Source organism: Chryseosolibacter histidinae, from assembly GCF_018598225.1.
GTDB lineage: Bacteria > Bacteroidota > Bacteroidia > Cytophagales > Cyclobacteriaceae > Chryseosolibacter > Chryseosolibacter histidini.
Map to the genome: position 1 here is coordinate 71,632 of NZ_JAHESF010000019.1, position 26,656 is coordinate 98,287.

19 protein-coding genes are annotated in these 26,656 nt (G+C 49.6%); 8 read left to right on the forward strand and 11 right to left on the reverse strand.

Going from position 1 to position 26,656, the window contains the following annotated elements; translation table 11 throughout:
- Positions 1-252 precede the first annotated feature (252 nt).
- The 4 genes from KK083_RS18805 to rplU form a co-directional block, all read right to left on the reverse strand.
- Positions 253-1,746 carry a RagB/SusD family nutrient uptake outer membrane protein gene (locus KK083_RS18805; protein WP_254166095.1) on the reverse strand — a complete coding sequence of 498 codons (1,494 nt, stop codon included), beginning with the start codon at positions 1,744-1,746 and terminating at the stop codon, positions 253-255.
- Positions 1,747-1,764: 18 nt separating this feature from the next.
- Positions 1,765-4,854: a SusC/RagA family TonB-linked outer membrane protein gene (locus tag KK083_RS18810; RefSeq protein WP_254166105.1), complete on the reverse strand. Its 3,090-nt coding sequence runs from the start codon at positions 4,852-4,854 to the stop codon at positions 1,765-1,767.
- Positions 4,855-5,289: 435 nt separating this feature from the next.
- Complete coding sequence (gene rpmA, locus KK083_RS18815) at positions 5,290-5,553, reverse strand: 50S ribosomal protein L27 (protein WP_254166116.1); 264 nt, start codon at positions 5,551-5,553, stop codon at positions 5,290-5,292.
- Between the two features lie 133 nt (positions 5,554-5,686).
- A complete protein-coding gene (gene rplU / locus KK083_RS18820; RefSeq protein ID WP_254166122.1) occupies positions 5,687-5,995 on the reverse strand; it encodes a 50S ribosomal protein L21 in 309 nt (102 codons plus the stop codon).
- Between the two features lie 425 nt (positions 5,996-6,420).
- Between rplU and KK083_RS18825 the strand changes: the two genes are divergently transcribed.
- Positions 6,421-7,410, forward strand: coding sequence for a ribonucleotide-diphosphate reductase subunit beta (locus KK083_RS18825; RefSeq protein ID WP_254166124.1), 990 nt, complete (start codon positions 6,421-6,423; stop codon positions 7,408-7,410).
- Positions 7,411-7,461: 51 nt separating this feature from the next.
- Entirely contained in the window at positions 7,462-9,927 is a 2,466-nt protein-coding gene (locus tag KK083_RS18830) for a ribonucleoside-diphosphate reductase subunit alpha (RefSeq protein WP_254166133.1), read from the forward strand.
- Positions 9,928-10,009: 82 nt separating this feature from the next.
- Here the strand turns inward: KK083_RS18830 and KK083_RS18835 are convergent, their stop codons facing one another.
- The 7 genes from KK083_RS18835 to acs form a co-directional block, all read right to left on the reverse strand.
- Entirely contained in the window at positions 10,010-12,478 is a 2,469-nt protein-coding gene (locus KK083_RS18835; protein ID WP_254166142.1) for an ABC transporter permease, read from the reverse strand.
- 265 nt (positions 12,479-12,743) lie between these two features.
- Entirely contained in the window at positions 12,744-13,808 is a 1,065-nt protein-coding gene (locus KK083_RS18840; protein ID WP_254166144.1) for a helix-turn-helix domain-containing protein, read from the reverse strand.
- Between the two features lie 73 nt (positions 13,809-13,881).
- The gene (locus KK083_RS18845) at positions 13,882-14,460 is read right to left on the reverse strand and encodes an HPP family protein (RefSeq protein WP_254166146.1); all 579 of its coding nucleotides are present in this window, start codon (positions 14,458-14,460) and stop codon (positions 13,882-13,884) included.
- 70 nt (positions 14,461-14,530) lie between these two features.
- Complete coding sequence (locus tag KK083_RS18850) at positions 14,531-16,015, reverse strand: MBOAT family O-acyltransferase (protein WP_254166148.1); 1,485 nt, start codon at positions 16,013-16,015, stop codon at positions 14,531-14,533.
- The gene (locus KK083_RS18855) at positions 15,993-17,237 is read right to left on the reverse strand and encodes a GDSL-type esterase/lipase family protein (protein ID WP_254166157.1); all 1,245 of its coding nucleotides are present in this window, start codon (positions 17,235-17,237) and stop codon (positions 15,993-15,995) included. The genes KK083_RS18850 and KK083_RS18855 overlap by 23 nt, the downstream gene beginning before the upstream one ends.
- A gap of 43 nt (positions 17,238-17,280) precedes the next feature.
- Entirely contained in the window at positions 17,281-18,642 is a 1,362-nt protein-coding gene (locus KK083_RS18860; RefSeq protein ID WP_254166158.1) for an SGNH/GDSL hydrolase family protein, read from the reverse strand.
- A gap of 72 nt (positions 18,643-18,714) precedes the next feature.
- Positions 18,715-20,607 (reverse strand): acetate--CoA ligase, encoded by a 1,893-nt coding sequence (acs, locus tag KK083_RS18865; RefSeq protein WP_254166160.1) that lies wholly within the window; start codon positions 20,605-20,607, stop codon positions 18,715-18,717.
- A 151-nt stretch (positions 20,608-20,758) separates the two neighbouring features.
- On the opposite strand from acs, the gene KK083_RS18870 reads away from it, so the two are divergent.
- From KK083_RS18870 to KK083_RS18895, 6 genes are all read left to right on the forward strand, one after another.
- Positions 20,759-21,601, forward strand: coding sequence for a glycosyltransferase family protein (locus tag KK083_RS18870; RefSeq protein ID WP_254166162.1), 843 nt, complete (start codon positions 20,759-20,761; stop codon positions 21,599-21,601).
- On the forward strand, positions 21,598-22,806 hold the full coding sequence (locus tag KK083_RS18875; RefSeq protein ID WP_254166164.1) for a hypothetical protein: 1,209 nt from the start codon (positions 21,598-21,600) through the stop codon (positions 22,804-22,806). Before KK083_RS18870 ends, KK083_RS18875 begins: the two co-directional genes overlap by 4 nt.
- A gap of 81 nt (positions 22,807-22,887) precedes the next feature.
- Complete coding sequence (locus tag KK083_RS18880; protein WP_254166166.1) at positions 22,888-23,580, forward strand: glycosyltransferase family 2 protein; 693 nt, start codon at positions 22,888-22,890, stop codon at positions 23,578-23,580.
- Complete coding sequence (locus KK083_RS18885) at positions 23,570-24,397, forward strand: glycosyltransferase family 2 protein (protein WP_254166168.1); 828 nt, start codon at positions 23,570-23,572, stop codon at positions 24,395-24,397. The genes KK083_RS18880 and KK083_RS18885 overlap by 11 nt, the downstream gene beginning before the upstream one ends.
- Positions 24,390-25,736, forward strand: a complete 1,347-nt coding sequence (locus KK083_RS32670) for an O-antigen ligase family protein (protein WP_254166170.1) — start codon at positions 24,390-24,392, stop codon at positions 25,734-25,736. The genes KK083_RS18885 and KK083_RS32670 overlap by 8 nt, the downstream gene beginning before the upstream one ends.
- The gene (locus KK083_RS18895) at positions 25,723-26,655 is read left to right on the forward strand and encodes a nucleotidyltransferase domain-containing protein (protein WP_254166172.1); all 933 of its coding nucleotides are present in this window, start codon (positions 25,723-25,725) and stop codon (positions 26,653-26,655) included. The genes KK083_RS32670 and KK083_RS18895 overlap by 14 nt, the downstream gene beginning before the upstream one ends.
- Position 26,656: the final 1 nt, after the last annotated feature.

Sequence of the window (26,656 nt, forward strand, 5' to 3'; positions counted from 1 at the left end):
TCGAGACCTCCATTAGATTTCAATTAGAATGCGCAAAATGAGGGAGAGACAGAGAGAGTTTACATGAACGGTAGAATTTTGCTAGGCCTGGGCCGGGCACAACAGCCCCTATAGGCGCAATCACATTAAAATTCAATTAGAAAATTGATTGAGGGAATGTCGACAGAAAAGGGTCGCCGTAACAAAAAAAGAGACTGCCAAATTTCTTTGACAGCCTCCCGAAGAGAACTTACTTAAACTTAAACTTACGAGTTATCTCCAGCCTCCGTTGGAAGTGCTCAGACCATCGGCCCTGGCTGTAGTTCCAAAAGTGTAGAACGTCTTTTCTCCAATGGTTTGAAGGAAAGTAGCAGGCAATGGCAGGTGCAACGGAGTGCCCTTTTGCAAAAGATTCAGCTTTCTCATTTCGAAGAACTGTATGCCCATACCGGTGGTATAAAGCTCTACGTGTCTTTCGTGATGGATCGCCTTCAGAATATCATCGAGGTTTTCTGCTACCGGAGCGAGTTGTCCCCTGGTAACACGGGTTCCTGCATTGATGATCGCGGCCGCTCCCGGCAGATCTCCGGCATAGGCTCTTGCTTCGGCCCTGAGAAGATCATTTTCAGCAGTCTTCACCAACGCTTTTACACCCATCCCCCGGAAAGTAGGATATACAGCATCAAGTGCTTTGTACCTGTAGGCGCTGTAATGATAATATCCCCTCGCAGCGAGGAAGTCATTGGATGCCAGGTATGCAAAATCAGATGTTAAACGTTTATCCAAAGGATTTGCAGGTTGGGCAGGTTGAGGGAAAGTGGGTGTATCATCCCAGTGCTGCGGCAAAGACGGCTCCATCATATGTGCAACGTACATATCGGTTCTTCCCCAACCCACCGCTGTTAAATAATAGGTGGCCGCAAAATTCCATCGGTCTGTACCATCCATCTGAATAGTCCAGTCTGCTGTGATGCCAGCGTCTGCATAAGCTTTCACTTTCGCCCAATCGATGCCGGCAAGCTCAGTCTTGTTTCTGGGGAGGTAAGAAATAAGACGGGCCGCCGAAGTGTTGATCATCTTCTTAAAAGTAGCACTGGTTACGTTTGCCGGAGTTCCCAGCCAGCTCGCGGGAATGGTGAACGTTTCGTTGGATAAAGCCGAAGCCTCATCAAAATACGCCAGCGCGGCAGCTGCCACTTCCTGGTAAGGAACAGCGGTTCCAAGAACGGGTTCAACTGTTTTCATGTTATCAACGAGATGCGCCCTGTCATACACCAAAGCGAGATTCGCGTACGTTGTTCCCAGTATAAATTTTGCAACCGCAGTAGCCCGGGCGTTATCAACGCCGTTGGTGCCGATCTGAACTCCCGAACCAATTGCTTTCAACACATTGGAGGCCGTGAGTATTGCGGAGTACCACTGATCATAAGAATATTTTGTTAGGCCAGCATTGGTATACGTGGGCGCATTGTTCCAGGCCATATCCCGGGGTTCCCACGACATATCTCTCATACCAAAGTTTCCCCACGAACAGGTTGCATGGTCTGCCGCTACAGCCAGCATCGCATGTACACCACTCGTACTATGATCTCCGGTGAAAACTGTATTGTAAAGGCCAGAGGCCACAGCTTCAACATCGGCGCCTGTTTTAAACACCCTTCCAAAATCCGGGTTGTTTCCATTCTCAACGTCCAGGTCTCCACAACTGAACAATAACAAACCTGCAGAAGCCAAAGCTGCTACAAGAAATCTGTATATACCTTTCATGTTTGTTGCTTTTTTGTTTTACAAGTTAAATCCTAAAGAGAACGCAACGTTGCGATAGATGGGGTTGGCTCCAATTCCATCAACAGGTTGTCGCAACGTACCAACTTCAGGGTCATATCCCGAGTATCCTGTAAAGGTGTGCAGGTTCCTGCCTACAGCTTTGATCGAAACACCTTTTATGGTTCCCCTCAGGAATCCGCTGAGAACTTTTGCAGGTATGGTGTAGCCGATAGCCACTTCCCTTAACTTCATATAGCTCGCATCTTCTACCCAATAGGCATTGGCGAAGTTGGCATCGTACATACCCGCTGTCCAATAAGAGGCTGCTTTCTTTTTACCTTCCGCCACATTGGTCATATCCTGACGCTTGCTGATGTTGTTAAACGCCAAACGCTGATCGTTACCATTATAAACATCACCACCATTTTTCCAGTCGAACAAAATGTAGAGCGTTAGTCCCTTGTAGTTGAATGTGTTGGCGATGCCCATGTTGAATTTGGCATTGCCGTCGCCGATCTTGCCGGTCCATACCTCACCGTTTTCCCTGTAAAGAATCGGTAGCTCGGCCGTTGTGCCTTCTGTTCCGGCAGGGATCACGTATCCTTCGCTGTTGACCTCATAATTGCTGATGGATCCTCCTTCCGGAAGCTGACGCGCCATTTCTTCGAGCGTTCTTACCATTCTGTGACCATGAATGGCGCCATAGCTCTCACCTTGCGCTATCCTGAACATTTTCTGGTCGCCGCTGGGGGCCTCATCAACATTGGCAATATCTCCTAACCAATACGGCGGGATCGGAAGCTCTGTAATTTCCTGGCGGATCCTGGAGAATACAAAATTCGAATTCCATGAGAAGTCGTTTGTCTTCACCCAGTTGGCGCCCAAGGTAAATTCAAGCGTTTTAGATTCGATGGTACCCGCGTTCCGCCACTGACTGCTGAATCCGTCATTTGCGAACGGAACCAGGGGCACATTCAGAAATTGATCGGTAGTAACCGAGTGCGCATACACTCCTTCAAAAGTAAATCGCTGAAGGAAATTGGCGTTGAGGCCGAACTCGGTCTCTGCGGTCTGTGAAGGTTTCAGCATGGAGTTACCCCTTTGCCTTGCAACAGCGTTCCCTTGCGTGAGGGTAAACACCTCGTATTGCCAGGCGAAATTCGGGCGTATACCCGCGGTACCGTGCGCCACCCTCACTTTTAATTCATCTATGCCGGGAATGATCACGTCCTGAGAGATGCGGTAAGCGCCTGACAACCTGTAGTAAGGATTCCAGCGGGCATCGGGTCCAAAAAGTGAAGATCCGTCGTAACGGAACATGCCATCAAACAAATACCGGTCTTTGTAGTCCAGGCCCAGGATGGCAAAATAGTTTTGTGCTCTTTCTGTTGTCTTTCTCGACGTGGCGTTATTGATCGACGGAAAGTTATTGAACTCTTCTATTCCATAAACCTTGAATCCCGTAGCGCTTGCATCTGTATATTCATAGTGACGATCTTCATACAGGTAAGAGAGCTTGGACTTAATGATCAGGTCACCCAGCTGCTTATTCAAGTTGAGGGTAATTTGCGTATTGGCCGTCACTGTTTCGCTGTTCTCATGCGTCAGTCCACCGCCCGTATACGCGTTCGAAGTGTTCCATGTATCCCTGGGATTGATCAATTCCCTCTTGTAGTTTTCAATCTCGAATGTTTGAGTCACATCGAGGTTAACCCAGCTGGCGAAGTTGACATTGGCCGTGTAGTTACCCAACCAGCGGCGGGTGGTCCTGTTGTCTTTCTGTTTGTAAAGACTGTACAACGGATTGGTCACTTCACCGTTAAAATGGTTCACTCTTAAATTATAAGGCTGACCATCCGGATTGAGTGCGAACAGATCGACATCTTTTTCCATACGCGATACCGCATAGAAGATGCCTGATGGCTGCTCTACTTTTCTGTTGATATACAGATTGCTTGCACTTACGGTTAACCAATCGTTGAGGTGCTGATCAATATTGAAACGGAAGTTTTGACGTGAATATCCGTCGCGGTATTGTACTACACCCTCCTGAGAATTGTTTTCAAAAGACAGGAAGATGTTATTCTTATCTGTTCTGTTGGATACACCGATATAGTTGGTCATTGTTTGGCCCGTCTGAAATACGTCAGCAGGATTAAAACGCCTTACGCCATACGGGTTGTCCATGTAGCCATCGGTATCGATCGATCTGGATCCGGTAATACCTGCGTTGTAACCACTGGTATAACCTGCAGGGTAAGTAACGCCAGCGTACTTTGTGTACTGACCTTGGTAGTCTTCCCAATCGGGCGCAAGTCTGTACAGATGAGACTCTGCTGTTTTCAGGTAATGCTGAAGGCTTTGAAAACCTATTTCGTTTCTGATCGTGATCTGTGGCGATCCGCTGGGACCATTTTTTCCCCGCTTGGTGGTAATAGAAATTACGCCGCTACCGGCACGGGAACCGTACAAGGCAGAAGCCGCGGCACCTTTGATCACCTCCATAGACTCCACATCATCAACGTTGATGTCGGCAAGACTGCCATTCATGATGATGCCGTCAATCAAGATAAGTGGCGATGCGCTTACGTTCAGAACGTTATCACCCCTGAGGAGGATATCCGCCTGTTGTCCTGGCGCGCCACCCACGGAAGATGTACGCAGGCCGGCCACTTTTCCGGTCAAGGCTGAAGCCAGTGAGAGGGCTGGTACGGCCGTGAGCTGTGCCTCACCAACTTTTGTTACTGACACGGTCATTTTTTCCCTGGTAGTAGCACCGGCAACGCCAGATACAATGATCTCGCTGAGCTGCGTTACATCCAGGCCGAGTGACACATTAACAATAGTGCGATCACCAATTTCGATTTCTTTGGATTCGAGTCCGATAAAGGTGAAGATCAGGGAACCGCCGGAAGGTGGGATGGTGAGACTGTACTTTCCGTCGGCGTCGGTAGACGTACCGGTGGTGCTGCCTTTTAAAACAACGTTCACACCGGGTAAAACACTGCCGTCCTCTGTGGACGTGACTGTTCCGCTTATCGTTCGCTCTTGCGCTATTGAATATAGGGCAATGGCTAACGAGAAGCATGTTAGTAGAAGCTTCTTCATTAGTATAGGTTTAGGTTAAGTCTATACCCCAATTTACGGTATGCAATACAAAAAGAAAATACCGCACATTGAATTACTCATGAAATAAAATATGCCATTTATATCATAAAACAGAAGATTATAAATCACCTACTCCGATTGTTTAAGGTGATTTTGCCAGTTTTTTGCCGCCAACCCGGGCGCTAAAATTCGGTAGATCCAGTGCGTGAGACCACATTAGATTTTGATTAGAAATGCAGAAATTGAGGGGAAGACGGAGGGGGTTTACATGAACGGTGGAAAATTAGAAGTCAGGAGCCAGGAGTCAGGAGCCAGAAGAGGCAGGATTTAGAAGGAGTAAGGAGTAAGAATTAAGGAGTAAGAAGGAGGCGTAAAAAATAAAGGCCGATCCTGTTTTGCAGGAACGGCCTCAATATTATTAAGGAGAATGCTTTCTTAAGCTTCGGCCATGGGTTGAACCGATACGAAAGATTTGTTCTCTCTTCCTTTCTTAAAAACAACAACACCGTTGGTCAGTGCAAAGAGTGTGTGGTCTTTGCCGATGCCTACGTTCTGTCCGGGGTGATGTTTGGTGCCGCGCTGGCGTACGATGATGTTGCCTGCAATTACTTTCTGGCCACCGTAGATCTTGATACCAAGTCGTTTGCTTTCTGATTCGCGACCGTTCTTTACTTTACCTTCGCCTTTTTTATGTGCCATGGTTAACCGGGATTTTGGGATTTACAGGACTGCAGGATTCCTGCTCCTTGATAAATCTAATGTTAGTAATTCAATTTTTTTCGCCTGTTGTCAATTGTCCCGATAGCTATCGGGATTGCCAACTGTCAACTCTTTAACCGATGTTCTCGATTTGTACTTTGGTGAATTGCTGGCGGTGGCCATTTTTCACCTGGTACCCTTTTCTGCGTTTCTTTTTGAAGACAATCACCTTGTTGCCTTTTACGTGCTCCAGGATCTTACCTGAAACAGTGATTCCTTTAACAGTAGGGGCGCCAATATTGACCTTACCTCCATCGTCAGTGAGAAGCACGTTATCAAATTTTACAGATGAACCTGCTTCGCCTTCCAATTTAGGGGCATAGATATATTGATCTTTAGCCACTTTGAACTGTTTTCCGGCAATGTTTACAATTGCGTACATAGCTTTTTCAAAATAGGACTGCAAAGGTAACAAAAGAATCGGGATTTCAGTCTGGGGCCTTAAGAATTTTGGAACGGTTTCACAACAAAAACGAACCGTCAGTACAAAAAAATATTTTTTACGAAATCAGGCCTTTATTACACTGAAACAAAGGACTGACCAGACGGCGTATAAACGGCTATTTTACAGTAACTTATCTTCCACAAAACATCAACAAAGTTATCCACAATTGTTGAATCCAGCCTGAAAACCCACTTTTTGAATTTTCCGTTTCCTTCTTTTCATTTGTACACTTGATAGCTGACTGAAACGGAAACTCCACCCGTTTCTTCAAAGCCAAGCAAAAACTTTACGGAAACATTACAGGTAAAAACCGTGTTTTTTACCTGGTTTTGATATTGGGATAACCTTAAAAAAATTACAACATGAGCGGAGCACCATTAGATGAACCCATTTTACGCGAGAACAAGGACCGGTTTGTTCTTTTCCCGATCCGCCAGCCCGAGATCTGGAAGTTTTACAAGCAGGCAGAGGCCAGTTTCTGGACAGCCGAAGAAATTGACCTGAGCCACGATCTGCGCGACTGGGAAAATCTCAATGATGGTGAGCGTCACTTCATCACCCACGTGCTCGCATTCTTCGCTGCCAGCGACGGTATTGTAAACGAGAACCTGGCCGAACACTTTGTAGCCGAAGTTCAGTATACCGAAGCAAAATTCTTTTACGGTTTCCAGATCGCCATCGAGAACATCCACTCCGAAACCTACTCTTTGCTGATCGATACTTATGTAAAGGATCCCAAAGAAAAAGATAAACTGTTCCACGGCATCGAAACCATGGAATGCGTGAAGAAAAAGGCAGACTGGGCCCTGCGCTGGATCGGTGAAGGCACCTTCCAGGAAAGGCTCATCGCTTTTGCTGCAGTAGAAGGTATCTTCTTCTCTGGCTCGTTCTGCTCCATCTTCTGGCTCAAGAAAAGAGGACTGATGCCGGGACTGAGCTTTTCAAACGAGCTGATCTCCCGCGACGAAGGATTGCACTGCGACTTCGCCTGCCACCTCTACACCCAGCACGTGGTGAACAAACTTCCGAAAGAAAGGGTGATCGAGATCATCAAAGACGCCGTGGAGATCGAAAAAGAGTTTGTGACCGACGCGCTTCCGGTGAACCTCATCGGCATGAACGCCACACAAATGCGCCAGTACATTGAATTCGTTGCAGATCGCCTTCTCAACGAGCTCATTGGCACAAAAATTTATAATGTTACTAATCCGTTCGACTTCATGGATATGATCTCACTGCGTGGGAAGACGAACTTCTTTGAGAAACGTGTGGCCGAATACCAGAAGGCAGGTGTGATGAAGAGCACAGAAAAAGAATCTGCGCCCAAGTTTTCACTTAACGAAGATTTTTAATACATTCAATCACTTTTTAAACTTTTCTTTTAACAACAACCCGTTCTTACGATGCTAGTACTTAAACGCGATGGACATCGAGAATCCGTAAAGTTTGACAAAATCACCGCCCGAATCGAAAAACTTTGCTACGGTCTTGATCCTAAGTTCGTTAACCCTGTAGAGGTGGCCATGAAGGTGATCAATGGCCTGTACGACGGTGTATCTACGCAGGAATTGGACAACCTGGCCGCCGAGATCGCGGCTACGTTGACGACCCGCCATCCTGATTTCGCAAGGCTTGCAGCACGTATCGCAGTATCCAACCTGCACAAGGTTACAAGCAAGTCGTTCTCCAACACCATGAAGCGGTTATACCAGTACGTTGATCCGAAGACGGGTCAGAACGCGCCGCTCATTTCGAAGGAGACATGGAGAGTGATCAAGGAGCACGCATCGCAACTGGACGAGGCCATCATCTATGACCGCGACTTCAGCTACGATTATTTCGGCTTCAAAACCCTGGAGCGCTCGTACCTGATGAAGATCGACGGCAAAACCATCGAACGCCCCCAGCACATGCTCATGCGTGTTGCCGTAGGGATCCATGGCGACGATCTTCCCGCAGCCATCGAAACTTATAACCTCCTGTCAGAAAAGTGGTTCACCCACGCAACACCAACGTTGTTCAATGCAGGAACGCCGAAGCCCCAGCTTTCGTCATGCTTCCTGCTCACCATGAAAGACGACAGCATCGACGGCATCTACGATACACTGAAACAATGCGCCAAGATCTCCCAGTCAGCGGGAGGTATCGGTCTCAGCATTCATAACGTCAGGGCGAAAGGCTCTTATATTAAAGGAACAGGCGGTACCTCCAACGGTATCGTGCCGATGCTCCGGAATTTCGACATGACTGCACGTTATGTTGACCAGGGCGGTGGAAAACGCAAAGGAAGCTTTGCCGTTTACCTCGAGCCGTGGCATGCCGATATCTTCGACTTCCTCGATCTGAAGAAGAATCATGGTAAGGAAGAGCTGCGCGCACGCGATCTCTTCTACGCACTGTGGATCCCCGACCTGTTCATGCAGCGCGTTGAGAACAATGAAATGTGGTCGCTCTTCTGCCCTAACGAATGTCCCGGACTGGCAGACGTTTACGGCGAAGAGTTCGAACGCCTCTATCATAAATATGAAAGCGAAGGAAAATTCCGCAAGCAGGTAAAAGCACAAGACCTGTGGTTTGAAGTGCTGGAAGCGCAGATCGAGACCGGAACTCCTTATATCCTCTACAAGGACGCGGCCAACAAAAAATCGAACCAGAAGAACCTCGGCACCATCAAGTCAAGCAACCTGTGTACAGAGATCATCGAGTACACTGCGCCTGATGAAGTTGCCGTGTGTAACCTGGCTTCTCTTGCCCTGCCGAAATTCGTTACAGAAGACGGCAAGTTCGATCATCAGAAATTGTACGACATCACTAAGGTAGCCACCCGCAACCTGAACAAGGTGATCGATATCAACTATTATCCCGTTGAAGAAGCACGCAAGTCTAACATGCGCCACCGCCCCATCGGCCTCGGCGTACAGGGACTGGCAGACACGTTCATCATGCTGCGCATGCCTTTCGACAGTCAGGAAGCACGTGGCCTGAACAAGGACATTTTCGAAACCATCTACTTCGCAGCCATGGAAGCTTCTATGGAAGAAGCGAAGAAGAACGGCCCTTACGAAACCTTCAAAGGTTCACCGGTATCCAAAGGCATTTTCCAGTTCGACATGTGGGGTGTTACACCTACCTCAGGGCGCTGGAACTGGGACAAACTGAAGCAAGAAGTAAAACAGCACGGCGTACGCAATTCCCTGCTGGTTGCTCCGATGCCTACTGCGTCTACATCGCAGATCCTGGGCAACAACGAGTGCTTCGAGCCCTACACATCCAACGTTTACACCAGGAGAACCCTGTCAGGCGAGTTCATCGTTGCCAACAAGCACCTGATGAAAGACCTGATCAATGCAGGGCTGTGGAGCGAGACAATGAGACAGAAGCTGATCGCCACCAACGGATCAGTGCAGCCCATCGCCGAGATCCCGCAGAACATCAAAGACATTTATAAAACCGTTTGGGAGATCTCCCAGAAGGCCATCATCGATATGTCTGCCGACCGTGGCGCGTACATTTGCCAGTCGCAAAGCCTGAACATTCACCTGACCGATCCTAACTTCGGCAAGCTCACTTCCATGCACTTCTACGCCTGGAAGAAAGGTTTGAAAACAGGTATGTACTACCTGCGCTCCACTGCAGCTGCCGATGCCATCAAGTTCACGCTTGACAAGTCTGCCATCCAGCAACCCGCTGTTGTCGCTGCAGAAGCTGCTACCGTAACAGTTACAGAGCCTGCGGTAGCGATGGTGAATGAAGCACAGCAGTCATTTCACTACGAGCAGCAGCCAAGCGCTGCGGATTATGACCAGAAACGTTCAGACATGGCGTGCTCACTGGATAATCCCGATGCTTGTGAAGCTTGCGGAAGCTAATGCAACACTGAGTTTTAAGTTTGTATTTTTAAGTTTATATCAGGTGCCCGGTTCAAAAGACCGGGCTTTTTTTTTGCACACATCATTCGCGCCGCAGCGAACTAACGGGGTTGGCACGCGCAGCCCTGGCGATCTCATAACCCACTGTAACCAGCGTGATCACCAACAAACCCACCAGCGACAAAATAAAGATGAGCGGATTCAACGCTGACTGGTAAACGAAATCTTTCAGCCAGTAAACCGCCAGCAGATACGCCAGTGGAATGGCAACGATGCTGGCCATGAAAAAGATGCGCAGGAACAACCACACGAACATGGCCACCACCTGCCGCACCTCGGCGCCCAACACTTTGCGGATACCCACTTCTTTTGTTTTTTGCTCTGCCGTATACGATGCAAGCCCGAAAGCGCCCAGCACTGTGATGAGCACTGCCAGCACCGCGAAACTCTTGGCCAGTGACGCCACCCTGCCCTCGTTCAGGTACATGCGGTTGAACTCATCGCTCACAAACCAGTAATCGAAACCGATCGCCGGAAAGATCTCCTTCCACTTCTTCTCGATGGCCTGGATCTTCTCCTGGAATTTTCCGACGGGCAGCTTGACGTAGGCTATCTTGTCGATGAAGTGCAGGTGCGGATTCAGCATCAGCGGCTCGATGCTCTGGTGCATGGAGCGGAACGGAAAATCTTTTACAACACCGATCACCTTAAACGTGCGGTTGTTGTTATTGAATCGTACTTCGGTCACGGAAGTGCCCATGATCTTTTCTATGGGCTGGTTCAACGCTTTGACCGCAGCTTCATTCAGGATCACCGACGATGAGTCTGCAAGATTCGCTGCATCAAAATCGCGGCCGGCAACAAACTCGAGCTGATAGGTTTTAGCAAAATCAAATTCAACGTTCAGCTGGTTCCACTGCAGCGATTTATCTGTGAGCTCAGGAAACTTCACTTCAGCGCCGATCCACCCGAAATAGTTCAGGCGCGGCAGGTGGTTGGCCATGGTCACATGCTCGATGTCCTTGTCTTCGAGCACAGCCTGCTTGAAGGCGGCAAACTTGCTGTCGGGTGCCGTACCGCCGTAGCGAATGGAGAGCAGCTGACTTCCCTGTTCGTTCAGCTTGGTGTTTTGCATGTGGTTCATCTGGCGGATCACCACAAATGTTGAAATGATGAGCACCAGCGACACCGTATACTGCACAGCCACCAGCGATTTTCTGAAAACTTCAGCGCCAATGCCTCTCACGGCCTGTCCTTTCAGCACCTCCACAGGCCTGAACGCCGACAGGTAGAATGCGGGATAACTTCCCGATACAACTGCCATGAACACAATGATCACCAGCATAATGGCGATCATGTACGGATCCAGCAACGACGCGAGCGTAAAAGTTTTGTGGGCCAGCTGATTGAATGGTTGCAAAAAGATGATCACGAGCAGCAGCGCTATGAGCAGTGAGCCAATGGTCATCAGCGACGATTCATAGAGGAATTGCCTCGCGATCTCCCGGCGCCCGCTGCCCAGAGATTTTCGCAGCCCCACCTCTTTTGCCCTGCGCGCGGACCGTGCAGTAGCCAGGTTCATGTAATTGATGCAGGCTATCAGCAGGATGAGCAAGGCAATGGCGCTGAAGATGGTGAGGTATTTTTTATCTCCTTTCGTGCTGTCTTCCCAGAGGTTCTTCTGATCGAAGTGAAGCTCTGAAAGCGGTGTGACAAAGGCGGTGAGCTTCCATCCGGCAGCAACTGTTGCCGAATCAGACAGGGCCATGTGCTGCGCATAATCCTGCAGCGCTGCTCTCACCGGCGCCACCGAAGCGCCAGGCTGCAGCACGATATAACTTTCAAACCATGAAACGTTGCCCTGGAACCGCGAGCCTTCCATGTAAATGTCGAAATTTTCAACCACCGCACGAAGGGCATTGATGTTGAGGATATAGTGCGGCTTGAAATGGGAGTTCGACGGATAATCACGATACACGCCGGTGATCACCACATTGATCTCCCTGCCCTGCGTTGCAAAATTGTGCTTGACGGAGATTACCTGGTCCATGGGATCGGCATCGCCAAAAAGTCTGCGCGCGCCCGATTCACTGATGATCATGCTGTTGGGATTATCGAACATCTTAGCCCTGTTGCCACGCACCAGCTCAAAATCCAGGATCTCATCAAAGCCAGGTTCGGCCCAGCGGATCTGCTCTGTAAGAATGATCTTGTCTGTGGTTTTGTGATGGAGCGACGTTGGGTACCCGATGTATTCGATGCGGATGGCCTTCATCACCTCCGATCTATCTTCTTTCAGCTGCCGGATGAAATAACCGGGCGCCACCGTGTTGTCAAACGTTTGCCCGTTCGGGTTAGACCAGGTGGTGCCTATGCGGTAAGTGTCGTTGTAATACGGATGCATCACATCATATTGCAGCTCGTCGCTCACGTACAAAAAGATCAGGATGGCGCTGGCCAGTCCCAGGGCGAGGCCGAACATATTCAGGAATGCAAAAAACTTCTGACGTTGAAAATTTCGCAGGGCTACCACTAAGTAATTTCTGATCATAACGGGAAGGTTTGCGTTGTTGAAAAGGACTCACCAGAGGTTATCAATTTCATGCAGCATGCCGGAAGACCGGAGAGGGAACTGCAGGACCGGGTAAACGTACGATACATAAATAAAAAAATAAGTAGTGACATTGCTCCTTGTAGAAACGTGACTTATATGGATACGAATACGTGAAAACGTATGATAATGCTTCTGTTCCGATAGGACTGGAAGTGAAAACATTATCAGGTGAAGAAATTATCCCGCCAGAAGGGTGATTTTATTACGCGCTCATTTTGTTGAGGTGCTGTTCACGAAACTTGGAAGGTGTGGTTCCATAGTGTTTCCTGAAGGCTTCATTAAAGCCTGACACGGCGCTGAAGCCCGAATCGTGGGCGATGGCAGCAATGGTATAACGCAGGTTTGAAGGATCGCTCAGCCTTTTGCACGCCTCCTGAAGCCGCAGCGCTGTGATATAATCACCATAAGTTTTGTTGAGTTTCTCATTGAGCACCTGCGAGAGGTGATGCCTTGACGTGTTGATCCTGGCCGACAGTGAATCGATGGTCAGTGTTGTATCGAGAAAAAGTTTGTCGTGGTTCATCAGCTGCTGAAGCTCGGCTTCAATCCGCAATGCTTCTTCCGGCTTCAGGCCCGAGTGTGCATACTTGGCAGTCTTACGCAAGCTCAAAGGAACAACCGTTGCGTGCGCCCCTTCGAGGAACAGGTCTGGTTTTGAAATGGCCTGGTAGCTGATCCAATAGATCAGCAACGTGAGCACCACAAACAGCAGGCGCACATCCGGAAAACGGCCATAGTATACTACCATCACGGCCAGGGTGACGATGATGATCGCTTCGGCAAGAACCACCCGTTTTATAAAACCATTCAATTCAGTGTTGCCCAACTGCAGCGCCAAGGCACCATAGATGATGAGCTGTAACAGCTGCAGCACTGCCTGCGTGTATGGATGCACATAGAGATTGTAAGATCCGCCGGTAAAAAAAGTAACGAGCGCGTTGAACGTAAAGATCACAAATGGAGCAAAGTGAAGCAGATCGGTTTGTGTGAATACATCTCCGCGACGGGCTTTGATGTACAGGTAGAGCAAAGGTCCCACCAGGTACGGTAGTTTGTACGACAGCATATACGCGAACCACACGTGATCCATCATCCAGCTTTTGGCGATCACTTTTAACGTGAGCTGAAGGCCAACAACGACGAGGAACAACGCGAAGTAAAGATGCGCACTGTTCTTCTTCCGGTTCCTGAGAAACCAGATGCTGAGCAACAAACCCTGCAGGGCGCCGAACAGCAACAGGAAGATGTTTACCTGATGAGCAGTCATTGAATGAATGTACATCAAAAATTTCAAAGCTCCTGTGATGAGTCGATGAGCGGTGAGAATTTTGTGTGACTGCTTATCTGTATTTTCTTCTCCAGACCTTGAACCAGTGTTTGTTGGCGGGATAGCTGCGGTGTGAGGTTATGTTGTTGAAGACCAGCGCCACGAGCAGAAGAATGATCACACCCGTTAAGATCGGGCTGAGCACATAGGCATAACCGAAGCTCTTGATCTTTTCGGAACCGATGATGGCAATGAGTGCTGTGGCACCACCGGGAGGGTGAAGTGTTTTGGTGATCTGCATGAGCACAATGGCAATGGCAACCGCCAGCGCCGCCGCCAGCCATGCTTCGGGGATGAGGTAGTTGATGGTGACCCCCACAATGGCGCTGATGACGTGGCCGCCGATCAGGTTGCGCGGTTGCGCCAACGGACTGTTGATCACGCCATAGATCAGCACAGAGCTTGCGCCAAACGAACCTACAAGAAAGAGGTTATCAGAAACGGAGAGGTAGCTGCTGTGAAGAAAACCGATGAGGCCTATGCCGGTAAATGCGCCAAGAAACGTCCATAAATGCTCGCGGATGTCGACAAGGGTTTCTTTGTAAATAACATACCGTGCAAAGCGCATGTGGCGCCTGATCCTCTTCTTCATATTTTAAAAGCGGTGCAAAAATAGATCAAATCGTGCTACAGAAAATTCCTCTAACCGGATTTTAATGTCATCAGAACTGAAAGTAAATGAACGGTTGGATCTCGGCCGACCTGGTCTGCACTACCAGCATGATGATGATCACCATCCAGGCGGCTTTGAGGGCCAGGGGCATCTCCGTTACGAATGTTTGGAAGGCCTGCGACGAGCGCGATGGCATAAAGTGCAGCAGATAACCGATGACCATCAGCGACAGCACAGCTTTATAGCCACTGATAAAGTCGAAAAATATCTGCGGATTGAGCTGGGTCATGATCTGGCCGATCATTGCACCGGCAGACTCCATCGACGAGGCCCTGAAGAAGATCCAGCAGAAGCACACAAAGTGGAAGGTGACCAGAACATTGAAGCGCTTCGTCCATTTTGACGCTGGCTTGTCTTTCTGCTCGTCGCCCTGCCACGCCACAAACATCTTGTGAACGCTGAGCGCCGCGCCGTGCAACGCACCCCAGATGATGAACCGCCACGACGCACCGTGCCACAGGCCGCCCAGCAGCATGGTGATCATCTGGTTGAGATACGCTCTCACTTTTCCTTTCCGGTTCCCACCCAGCGAGATGTATAAATAATCCCTGAGCCAGGTTGAGAGTGAAATGTGCCACCTCCTCCAGAATTCGGTAATGTTCCGCGACTGATAAGGAGAATCGAAATTGAGCGGGAAATGAAATCCCAGCAAAAGTGCAATGCCGATGGCCATGTCAGAGTAACCGGAGAAATCACAGTAGATCTGCAGCGCATAACCATAGACGGCAAACAGGTTTTCCAATCCTGAATACAGTGTGGGAGCTTCAAAGACGCGGTCAATAAAATTGGCGCTGATATAGTCGGAGATCACCGCTTTTTTGAACAATCCACAGCCGATGAGAAAAACACCGCGGCCAAACATTTCGCCAGTGACAAAGGTGGGTTTATGAATCTGCGGCAGGAAATCTGCTGCCCTCACAATAGGCCCTGCCACCAGCTGCGGAAAGAACGAAACAAAGAACGCGTAATCGATGATGTTGTCAACAGGCTTCAGGTTGCCGCGATACACATCGAGCGTGTAACTCAGCGACTGGAAAGTGAAGAACGAGACGCCTACCGGCAGAAAAATATCCATAGGCTCGAACTCCCGGCCGGTGAAACCATAAAAAGATTCGAAGAGAAAATTGGTGTATTTGAAATAACCCAGCATGCCCAGGTTGATCAGCAGTGTGACCGCGATATAAAATTTCTGCTCCCATTTCTCCCTGGCGTTGTAGATCAGTTTGGCAAGTGTAAAATCAATCACTGTTGCAAAGAGCAGCAGCACAAAATAAACCCCGCTGGATTTGTAATAGAAATACAGTGAAAAGAGGATCACAAAGATCATCTTCGGCCGGTGCGTGGGACTGAGCGCCACGTAGATCCACAGGAAGCCCGTGAACAGCCACAGGAAGAATCCGCTATTGAAAAGAAACGGTTCCTGTGCATTGTACACAAACTGCTGTGCGATCTTATGGATGTCGAAAGGAAACATATTGATTGTAGCCTTTGATCAATGCATTGTATAAAAGGTTGCCCTGATAATCATAACCGTCCCTTGTAAAATGGATCCCGTCTGCCCGCAGCAGGCCGACGGTTTTCCATGCCTGTGCCGCATGCTCGCCCCCCATGGCCTTGTACATGTCCCAGAACGCAAGACCGTTCTCCGCAGCGTAGCGGATGATCTGCTCTCTGATCTTGGGAATTCCCGGGTTCGGTTTTATTTTCTTTCTGAACGACTCCGGCGGCGTAACCAGAATAAACTTTGCGTTGGGATTGCTGCCGCGAAGTGAAGTAATGAGCTTGTCGATGTTCTGAAGGAAATTTTTATCGAGGTAGGGATAGTCCAGCGACTCGTTTGTACCCAGCGAGATGATGAACAACTCCGGTTTCAACGCGGCAGTCTGTCCGGCGAGGAACATGGCTGCATTGTAATGCGCATACTTGGCGCCGTTCACACCGATGGCATGGTACAACACGCCGTTCCTTCCGTTCTCGAGGCTCATGCCGAAGATGGTGGCCTGCACCTGCTCGGGTGTGGACTTCAAGGTCTCCAGGCGCATGGCACTCACGCTGTGGGGTAATACAATGCGTGAATAGTTGCTGAACGGCTCGCTGGTGAACGGGCCGATGAATCCCAGCTCCTGGTCGGCTGTGTCTTTTACAGAAAAATGAAAGCTGGTGACGTCTTTCAGAAAGAACAACGTTACGGCGTTGAAAGAATAATCGAACCAGAGGTCTTTCATAAACACATCGAGCCTTGCTCCCGGCACACTGGTGTTGATGGTGATGCCGCCGATGCCGATGGGCAGGGGCTGATCAGGATAGATGCAACGTTTGGCCTGCCAGGTCACATTCGATGAGGTCACAATGTTGAACGCTTCGTTCGTACCGGCTAACCGGGCCGGCACAACCAGTCCTCTGCCCGCATTGCCGAAGTCGCGGTGAAAGTTCTTCCGCACAGCATGGGTCAGGTATTCTGCCTGTATATGAGAATCACCGATATGCACCATGTTCACCACACGGTCGCCCAGCTTCTTCAGCCGGTAAAGGCTCTCGTAAAACTCATCAAGATGCCCAACATTCTGGATCACGTTCATTGAGTCGTTCTCCAATCCGTAACTCTTGTACGTGAACGAAAGCGTATCCTGAGCGTAGGCGGCAGGTGCCAGTAGGCAGTAGGCAACAGGCAATAGGCAATGGAAAACCAATGCCATTGGGAAATTTTTGACTACTGTTACCCCGATAGCTATCGGGAGCCTACTGCCTACTATTCTTCTCATACTTCTCCTTCTCAAAAAGTAAACTCTTCACCAGCGCGCCGGCCAGTTTTCTGCCACCTTTAAATGTGAGGTGGGTGTAATCTTTGGCGGCGAGCGCGGGTTTTGCCTGCACAAACTTCACCATGCTGTTCTCTCCGCCCATGGCCTGGTACATGTCCCAGAAGGCAATACCGGTTTCCTTGGCGATGAGGCGTTGCGCGTTTCGCATGGCCGGTATGGCACTCATGGTCTGAAAATCGCCGTTCACGTTGCTGCTGCGGTCGCTCACGCTGAGCAACAGAAAACTGCAATCGGGAAACAATCTTTTGAGCTGGTTCACCACGCGGATCATCCGGGTTGTATACGCGGTATAGTTCAGCGATTTCTCAACGATCAGGTTCAGCCCGAACTGGAGAATGATCAGCTTGTATTTGCGATAGCGATTGAACTCCCGGTACATATCAGGGTCGATAGCATTCAGCGTCAGGCCCGAGTTTCCGCGAAGTGAAAAGTTATCGACATAGATGCCCGGTCCCTGCTCGAAGCTCGCACCATATACCCAAAGGCTGTCGAAAGGAAAGAATTCAAATCTTACGGTCTTGACGCTCTTTCCATGGAAGGTCCATTCCTGCATTTTGGCAGACGGCTCCAGTGGCTCCGAAGCTTCCACCGTATCGATGTTATAATGAAGGATAGCGTCGCGCAGGCTTTTGTAGTAGAGCTTGATGGTATTGAACTCGCGGAGGTACCGTTGTTTCGAGGGCCTGTACTCCACCCAGTTTCCTTCGCGTGGTATGAAACAGTAACCTGAAGGACCGATGCTGGTCACCGAATCGTTCTTTACCAATGAAACCGTATGCCACTCATCGAACCGGTGCTTGATCGTGTTCCTAAAACCAGACACGTTAGAGGTGATGGGAACGTAGCCTACACCTCTCCCACCAAAAATGGATTGCAATGTGTCGCGAAAGCTTCCACAGAAAACATCTCCTTCAATAAAAGAGTCGCCGTAGAAAGCGACCCGCAGTGTGCCATCGGACCCTTTGACCTTCGAAAGCTCTCTGGTAAAATGTTTCAACGCTGTGCCGTCGCCGCTGTAATCTTCGATGCAGGTGATCCCGGGCGGACAGGTTTCGCGGATCTCCTGAACAATGGAATCCTGCTTGGCCACGATCGAATCAGGGATCTCGGTGCCTTTGGCAACCAGTGTGTCAGGCACGTCCTTCCGAATCTCTGACAGCAGATCGACTTTTTTTAGGGTGAACGGACCGACGTCGATCTCCGGAATTAAAGAAAGAACGAGCAGCAGGCCAATGATCAGGAGGCACAGCAGGAAAGAATGATGCAGCTTGTTCTTCATTTAGCCAGCAAAATAAAAAAATATGGGCGCGTGACACCCATATTTCTCTGTGATTCGAAGTTTAGGCGGGTTCTATAACGCGCCAGCCTTGATCTCGTCTACCACCGCCGGATCGAGCAGCGTGGAAGTGTCGCCCAGATTCGCGGTATCGCCTTCTGCCACTTTCCTCAGGATACGCCGCATGATCTTGCCCGAGCGGGTTTTAGGAAGGCCACTCACAAACTGGATCTTGTCTGGTTTGGCGATGGGGCCGATGATCTTTGACACGGTTTCGCGGATCTCGCCGCGCAGTGTTTCGTCATTGCCCGGTTTATCGTGGAGGATCACAAACGCATAAACGGCTTGTCCCTTGATATCGTGCGGGAAGCCGACCACGGCAGTTTCAACAACGTTTTTGTGCTCGGTGATGGCACTTTCGATCTCCGCTGTACCCAGGTTGTGACCAGATACGATGATGATGTCGTCTACCCTTCCGGTGATCCTGTAGTAACCGTCTTCATCGCGTTTACAGCCATCGCCGGTGAAATATTTTCCGGGGAACGTTGAGAAGTAAGTATCCTTGAAACGTTGATGGTCGCCGTAAATGGTTCGCGCCATAGACGGCCATGGGAATTTGATGGTGAGTCTTCCTTCTATGTTGTTGCCCTTGATCTCGAGTCCGCTCTCATTCATCACGGCCGGTTGCACTCCCGGAAGCGGCAGTGTGGCAAAAGCCGGTTTCAGCTTCGTAGCGTGGGCTATCGGTGAAATCATAAAGCCGCCGGTCTCCGTCTGCCACCAGGTGTCGATGATAGGGCATTTGCCTTTGCCGATGTTCTTGTCATACCAGTTCCACGCTTCCTCGTTGATAGGTTCTCCTACGGTGCCCAACACTTTCAGCGATGAAAGGTCATGGCTTTCAACAAAGCTGATCGGCGCTTTTTCCAGCGATCGTATGGCCGTGGGTGCGGTATAAAAGATGTTGATCTTATGCCGTTCGATAGCCTGCCAGAACCTGCCCCAGTCAGGCCACGAAGGCACACCTTCAAACATGACGGTGGTGGCGCCAGCTGACAACGGGCCGTACAAGATGTAAGAGTGGCCGGTGATCCAACCGATATCGGCTGTACACCAGTATACCTGTCCCTCCTCGTAATTGAAGGCTGTTCTGAACGTATAGTTCGTGTACACCATGTAGCCTCCGCAGGTGTGCACCATACCTTTGGGCTTGCCGGTGGAGCCGGAAGTATACAGGATGAAGAGCAGGTCTTCCGCGTCCATTTCTTCGGCGGGGCACTGGGCATTCACTTTTTTGATCTCTTCGTGCCACCACAGATCCCTGCCCACCTTCATCGGAGCTTTCGTTTTGGTGTGCTCGTATACAATGACCCTTGACACATCGGGGCATTTTTCCAGCGCCTCGTCAACGATACCTTTCAGATTGATGGTTTTATCGCCACGAAAACCTCCGTCGGCCGTCACCACGATCGTGCTGCCGGCATCAGTGATGCGGTCGATCAGCGACTTGGCCGAGAAACCCGCGAACACAACTGAGTGCACAGCACCGATGCGTGCGCAGGCAAGCAGGGTGTAGGCCAGCTGCGGGATCATGGGCAGGTAAACGCATACCCGGTCGCCCTTTTTGACTCCCTGCGCCTTGAGCATATTGGCGGTCTTACCCACTTCCTCCGAAAGCTGCTGATAGGTGATGTGAAGCGCTTCATCCTTCGGGTTGTTAGGCTCCCAGATGATCGCCGTCTGCTTCGCGCGCTGAGGCAAATGGCGGTCAATACAATTCTCTGTGATGTTAAGCTTGCCACCGATAAACCATTTCACCTCGGGCTTGTGAAAATCCCATTCAAGAACTTTATTCCATTTTTTCCGCCATTGAAATTCTCCTGCTATGGTAGCCCAGAAGGCTTCCGGATCTTCAATGCTCTTTTTATACTGTTCCTGATAATCCTCAAAAGATCGGATCGTACCCATGATGTATGTCTCGGTTTTAGTGACGAACGTGAAGCTTAAAATTCTATCCTTTTTGCAGAAAATCAAACAAAAATTACAATTGTGTGCTGCCACACATCGATAATTTTAAACCCTTAATTTTTTTATACCTTGTATTTAAGGAGTGATGGCGATGGATCTTTCAGATTTTCTTCAGGAAATTCTTTTTGTGGTGGTGCTTTACAAAAAAAAGCCGGAGCAATCGCCTTCCTATAACACGCTCATGGAGCTCGCCCGCCACACGCAGACAACACTCTCCATTTTCGTTTATGATAACAGCCCTGCGCCCAGCACCAGCCACGCCAGCCACATCATTTACCGGCACGATCCTTCCAACGCCGGAACAGGCAAAGCATATAATGAAGCTTCAGCGCTGGCGGCAGACCTTGGCAAAAAGTGGATGCACCTGCTCGACCAGGATACGGCAACCACAATATCATATTACCACAAACTTTTCGACGCGGTGGCCTGCAACCCGCAAGGCGTTGTGTTTGTGCCGAGGCTTTATGATCCCGATGGTTTTGTCTCTCCCTTCCGGTGGCGATGGGGAAGCGGTGAACGGATCGACGTAACACAAGCCACCCTTCCACTTCAGGCTTATCGCTTTGTCAACAGTGGTCTTCTCGTGCTTCATAGCACCTTCCGGGAAGTTGACGGATATCATCCAGAAATCCCCCTCGATTTCAGCGACATTGCCTTCGGCGAAAAGTTAAAAACACAGGTGGAACATTTTATCGTGGTAGACGACTCCCTGCGTCATGACCTGTCCGAAACTTCAGCCCTGCCGTGGCGCGCTTCGCTGGAGCGGTTCCATTTCTTTTGCCTCGGAGCTTTCGTGATGGGCCGCGAGTATGGTCCTTTCTATGTATATTTTGGCAGAACCTTTCTGCGTGCTGTTTACCTCACGCTGCTCTACAGGCGGGCCGGATTTATCAAGACATTTTTTGTTCACGCAACACAAGCACCGGGCACATGATCAACCCTTATTTCTGCTATGCTTTTTCTTTCATCGCGGCCATTGTCACTTACCTGCTGGGTTGGTCTGATCTCTACCCGGAGCTCTCCTGGTCACTGCTTGCCTTCCTGCTCGTCACCATCGGCTTTCATGTGTACCTGGGCACACGCATCCGCAGGCCAGGCAATATCTTCACATCCATAGCACCTTTTTCAGAAAAAGGGGCCCTGCGGGTTACACTATTCGTGTATGCGTTGTGGGCCTGTGAGTTTATGTATGCGGGCGGCATCCCGCTGATGAAGCTCCTGCTGAACCAACCTTATAACTACAGAACGTTCGGCATACCTTCGCTGCATGTGTTCATTGTTACCTTCAGCTCGTTTTATACAGTTTGTCTTTTTCATCTTTATCTCTCGTCACGGCGAAGGATCATCCTTGTTCTTTACCTCGTAAACCTGTTTGCCGCCATTCTCATTTACAATCGTGGCATGTTCCTGTTCAACCTGTCGTCAAGCTTCTTTTTGCTGCTCATGTCTGTGAACCGGATCCCGAGGATCTGGTGGCTGGCGTTGCCTGTGTCACTGGCGGTGCTGTTGTACCTGTTCGGTGTGCTGGGCTCGCTGCGGGTATCACGTGAGGCGCGGAAGCCGTACACCACTGAGCTGTTCATGCAAACCGGGCGTGCCAACCACCGGTTCGTTACGTCGCATGTGCCCAGGGAATATTTCTGGGCTTACATTTATATCTCATCGCCGCTGGCCAACCTTCAGCATACCGTTAACACCAAAGATGCCGGTGACCCGAGCGTTGGCAAACTGGCGGAGATGATCAACAACGAGCTGCTGATGGATTTTATTTCCAAAAGGATCAACACCCGTTTTCATCTCGAGCCCGAAAAGGAGAACACCATTCCGGGTCCGTTCAATGTTTCCACGGTGTATGCCCGCTCTTTCAGTTACTGGGGATGGGCCGGCATGTTCCTGATGGCCTGCGCCGTGGCTGCGATACCCTGGTTGTACATGAGAACGCTCCCGGCAACCTCACCTTTTTTTCTCAGCGGCTTTTCCATTCTCTGCACCATGTTCCTTTTCCTGGCGTTCGACAACACCATCCGGTTCACCGGCTTCAGCTTCCAGCTGCTCTATCCTTTTCTTCTTCATTATCTTTCAAAAAAGTTTCCCGAGACACAGAAATTTTTCGTCAACAACAAGGTGACAAATCCCTGAATTCAAAACTTATTGAAACCTCTAGCTTTGATTTATAGGCGGAATCATTTAATTTAATCGGGTACGATGATCTCAGTGTGTATGGCTACAAAAAATGGAGCAAGCTACGTTGCCGCGCAGATCGATTCCATTTTGTCACAGCTGAGTGCCGCCGACGAGCTCATCATTTCAGACGATGGATCCACGGATGACACCGTTCAGATCATTCAATCGTACCAGGATCAACGGATCAAGCTGATCCGGCACAACGTCTCCCAAGGTGTAACCCGTAATTTCGAAGCCAGCCTGAAAGCCAGCAGCGGTGAGTTTATTTTTTTGGCCGACCAGGATGACATATGGTTGCCCTCGAAAGTTGAAGTGATGCTCCAGCAACTGAAGGAGCACGACCTGGTGATCAGCGATTGCCTGGTGGTTGACCACTCCCTTAACATCAAGAACAGATCTTTTTTCACCCACAACAAATCTGGCAAAGGGTTGATCAGGAACATCCTCAAGAACTCCTACATGGGTTGCTGCATGGCCTTCAACCGGAGGCTGCTCAACCGCGCGCTTCCTTTTCCGAAAGACATCCCCATTCATGATTTCTGGATCGGCCTGATCGGAGAAATGTACTTCAGGGTGCAATTCATCCCCGATGTGCTGGTATATCATCGCAGGCATTCCTCCAACGCCTCTTCTACCGGAGGGACCAGTGTCTTTTCGTTGCCACGGAAAGTGGTGAACCGTTACCGTATTATCAAGAGCCTTTTTTTACATAAGTCTTATGCAGGATAAGATCACCGCTTCGATCGTTATTTATAAAAACAATCTCGAACAGCTCAAAGGGGCCGTTCAAAGCTTTCTCAAGAGTACAACAGATTCCACGTTATACCTGATCGATAATTCACCCACCGATGAATGCAGGCAACACTTCGTTCATCCGCGTATCAACTATATTTTCAACAACAAGAACATCGGTTTCGGCGCCGGACACAACATTGCCCTGAAGGATGCGATGGAGAGACAATCGACGTATCACATCATCCTGAATCCTGATGTGTATTTCGAACACAACGTGGTAGACAAGCTGCGCGCCTTTATGGATGCGGAGGGCCAGGTGGGACTGATCATGCCCAAGGTGCTCTATCCCGATGGCCGCCTGCAGCCGCTCTGCAAACTGCTGCCGTCTCCTTTCATTTTATTTACCCGCCGGTTCCTGCAATTCTTCCCTTCGTGGCTCGACCGTTTGAATCACTGGTACGAAATGCGTTTCTCCGGATACGACAAGGTGATGGATGTTCCGTTCCTTTCGGGATGTTTTATGTTCCTGCGCATGGATACGCTTCGCAGGGTAGGCTTGTTTGACGAAGAGATCTTTCTGTACACCGAAGACACAGACCTCACCCGCAGGATCCACAAACATTACCGCACCGTTTTTTTTCCCGAAGCCGTTATCTATCATTACAACCAGCGGGGTTCTTACAAGAACTACCTGATCCTGATCTATCACATCCTGAGTGCCATCAAATATTTTAACAAATGGGGATGGTTCAATGACACAGAACGCGAGCATATCAACCAGCAGATCTTATTAAAATTCTCGGGTGACTGACCGGCACACCATAGTGAGCAAGAACCTGCTGTTCGCGGCGCTCAGCATGGCCGTGGTGGCTTTGCCTTTCTCCGTAACACTCTGCCATACCGCCTTTGTGTTTCTCATTGTGCTGTGGATCATCGAAGGCCGATGGGCTGAAAAACTGGCGGTTATTAAAAAAAGTTTTCTGCTCAAAGTCCTGCTGCTCTTCGCCCTCTGGCTCGTGATCGGCTTACTGTATACGGGCAACATGAAAGAAGGGGTATTTTCATTCGAAAAGAAATTGTTCTTCTTCCTGGTTCCGCTGGTGCTCGCTACTACCGCTATCAAACTGGACGAGACAGACATCCGGCGCCTTTTTTATCTTTTTGTGATGGCGTGCCTGGCCGGAACGTTGATCTGCCTCGGGTACGCGGTGTGGCAAACCAACCTGCATACTCCCCACGTACCGGACCCAACCATCAGCTACCTCAATGGTTCGGAATTCGACACGCTGCATCCCACACGGGAATATACGTGGTTGTTCTTCTCTTACACCGCGCTTGCCGAAGGTATTGCCATTCATCCCGCCTACTTCTCCATGTACCTGGCGTTCTGTATTTTTTTCCTGCTCCATGAAATACTGTCCGTGCAGCTTACGCGTGTGCAGAAGGTTTTGATGAGCGTGGCCATTCTGCTATTCTCCATAATGATCATATTGCTCTCTTCGCGGATCATCATCATTTCGCTGATCACGGTGTATCTTTTAGTGGCTGGCTACCGGCTTGCCGTCCGCAGGTCGTTCACCACATCGCTGACCATAATTTTGCTGATGCTGGTAGCGCTAGCGTTGTTGTTCGTCAATCCCGTGAGCCGTTACCGGAACCTGCAGGAGCTTGGTATGAGCTCGCTGGAGATCCGCGAAAAGTCGCTTTATAAAACTTCTACCGAGATCAGGGCATCACTGTGGTGGCTGGCGCTCAAAGCATACGGCAGAACCAATCCGCTGCTCGGAAGCGGCACAGGCGATGTGATCGGGCTAATGAAGCAAACCGGCGATGCCTATGAGATCACCAACGTGATGGGTACACACGACCCGCACAGCCAGTACCTTTACCTGCTCATCGGCAATGGCATTCCGGGACTGCTGATCTTTTGTCTGTACCTGATCTTTCCGCTGATCTGCGCCTGGACGGTGCGTGATTATTTATTCCTTGCTTTCAGTTTTCTCTTTGCCGCGTTGTGCCTGACTGAGTCGGCGCTCGAGGTTCAGAAGGGGATCGCGTTCTTTGCCGTGTTCCAGTCGCTGTTGGTTTTTCAGCGGCGGTCTTTCCAGTCAGAGGTTTTTAAACTAAAGCTCTTCAGTGCAGGAAGTTAACCATTATACCACCCTCGATCAGAGCATCATCAGAACACTGATGTACTATGACATTTTCAATTATCCTCTGAAGTCAAGGGAAGTTTTTCAGTTCCTGGGCATCGGTGATGTGACGAAGGAAGAAGTGACCGCAGCCCTCGACTCACTGGCCAGCCAGCAATACCTTTACCGGTTCGGAGAGCTTTACAGCCTTCAGCCAGATGAACAAAATGTGCATCGGCGGTTAAACGGAAATGCGGAAGCGGAGAAATGGCTTCCCAAAGCTAATAAGGTGGCAGCGTTCATTTCCGGTTTCCCCTTTGTGCGGGCAGTGATGGCATCAGGATCTTTGTCCAAAGACTACATGGACGAAAATTCAGACCTCGATTTTTTTGTTGTCACCGCGCCTAACCGATTATGGATCAGCCGCACATTGCTGGTGCTCTACAAGCGCATCTTCCTCAACAATTCTCACAAGTTCTTTTGCGCAAATTATTTCGTAGATACCCAACACATGGTGATCGAAGAGCAAAACCTGTTCACGGCAACAGAGCTGGCTACGGTCATCCCCCTTCAGGGTGCGGAGTATTACGAGCAGCTCCTGAAGAAAAATAATCCCTGGCTACTCCGGTACTTCCCCAACTTTGTACCCCGGCAGGTAAAGGAAGTTCCCGCAGCCAGACACGGTCTGCTGAAAAAGATCATGGAAGCAATGTTGAACATTTTCTTCGGCAATGCGCTTGAACGTTTCTTCATGTTTACCACGCTCCGCCGCTGGAAGAAACTTTACCAGGAAAGTTATGATGCGGCTGATTTCGGGATCGCCTTCAAGACCAAGAAATACGTTTCCAAAAATCATCCGAAGAACTTCCAAAAAAAGGTGATGGAGCGGTATCAGCAAAAGCTGGAAGCCTTCGCGAAAAAATTTGACCTCGAATGAA

What these genes read in the sequence shown, in the direction of transcription:
- KK083_RS18805 (WP_254166095.1), bottom strand. Translation starts at nt 1,746, where the DNA reads ATGAAAGGTATATACAGATTTCTTGTAGCAGCTTTGGCTTCTGCAGGT.
- KK083_RS18810 (WP_254166105.1), bottom strand. Translation starts at nt 4,854, where the DNA reads ATGAAGAAGCTTCTACTAACATGCTTCTCGTTAGCCATTGCCCTATAT.
- rpmA (WP_254166116.1), bottom strand. Translation starts at nt 5,553, where the DNA reads ATGGCACATAAAAAAGGCGAAGGTAAAGTAAAGAACGGTCGCGAATCA.
- rplU (WP_254166122.1), bottom strand. Translation starts at nt 5,995, where the DNA reads ATGTACGCAATTGTAAACATTGCCGGAAAACAGTTCAAAGTGGCTAAA.
- KK083_RS18825 (WP_254166124.1), top strand. Translation starts at nt 6,421, where the DNA reads ATGAGCGGAGCACCATTAGATGAACCCATTTTACGCGAGAACAAGGAC.
- KK083_RS18830 (WP_254166133.1), top strand. Translation starts at nt 7,462, where the DNA reads ATGCTAGTACTTAAACGCGATGGACATCGAGAATCCGTAAAGTTTGAC.
- KK083_RS18835 (WP_254166142.1), bottom strand. Translation starts at nt 12,478, where the DNA reads ATGATCAGAAATTACTTAGTGGTAGCCCTGCGAAATTTTCAACGTCAG.
- KK083_RS18840 (WP_254166144.1), bottom strand. Translation starts at nt 13,808, where the DNA reads ATGACTGCTCATCAGGTAAACATCTTCCTGTTGCTGTTCGGCGCCCTG.
- KK083_RS18845 (WP_254166146.1), bottom strand. Translation starts at nt 14,460, where the DNA reads ATGAAGAAGAGGATCAGGCGCCACATGCGCTTTGCACGGTATGTTATT.
- KK083_RS18850 (WP_254166148.1), bottom strand. Translation starts at nt 16,015, where the DNA reads ATGTTTCCTTTCGACATCCATAAGATCGCACAGCAGTTTGTGTACAAT.
- KK083_RS18855 (WP_254166157.1), bottom strand. Translation starts at nt 17,237, where the DNA reads ATGGCATTGGTTTTCCATTGCCTATTGCCTGTTGCCTACTGCCTACTG.
- KK083_RS18860 (WP_254166158.1), bottom strand. Translation starts at nt 18,642, where the DNA reads ATGAAGAACAAGCTGCATCATTCTTTCCTGCTGTGCCTCCTGATCATT.
- acs (WP_254166160.1), bottom strand. Translation starts at nt 20,607, where the DNA reads ATGGGTACGATCCGATCTTTTGAGGATTATCAGGAACAGTATAAAAAG.
- KK083_RS18870 (WP_254166162.1), top strand. Translation starts at nt 20,759, where the DNA reads ATGGATCTTTCAGATTTTCTTCAGGAAATTCTTTTTGTGGTGGTGCTT.
- KK083_RS18875 (WP_254166164.1), top strand. Translation starts at nt 21,598, where the DNA reads ATGATCAACCCTTATTTCTGCTATGCTTTTTCTTTCATCGCGGCCATT.
- KK083_RS18880 (WP_254166166.1), top strand. Translation starts at nt 22,888, where the DNA reads ATGGCTACAAAAAATGGAGCAAGCTACGTTGCCGCGCAGATCGATTCC.
- KK083_RS18885 (WP_254166168.1), top strand. Translation starts at nt 23,570, where the DNA reads ATGCAGGATAAGATCACCGCTTCGATCGTTATTTATAAAAACAATCTC.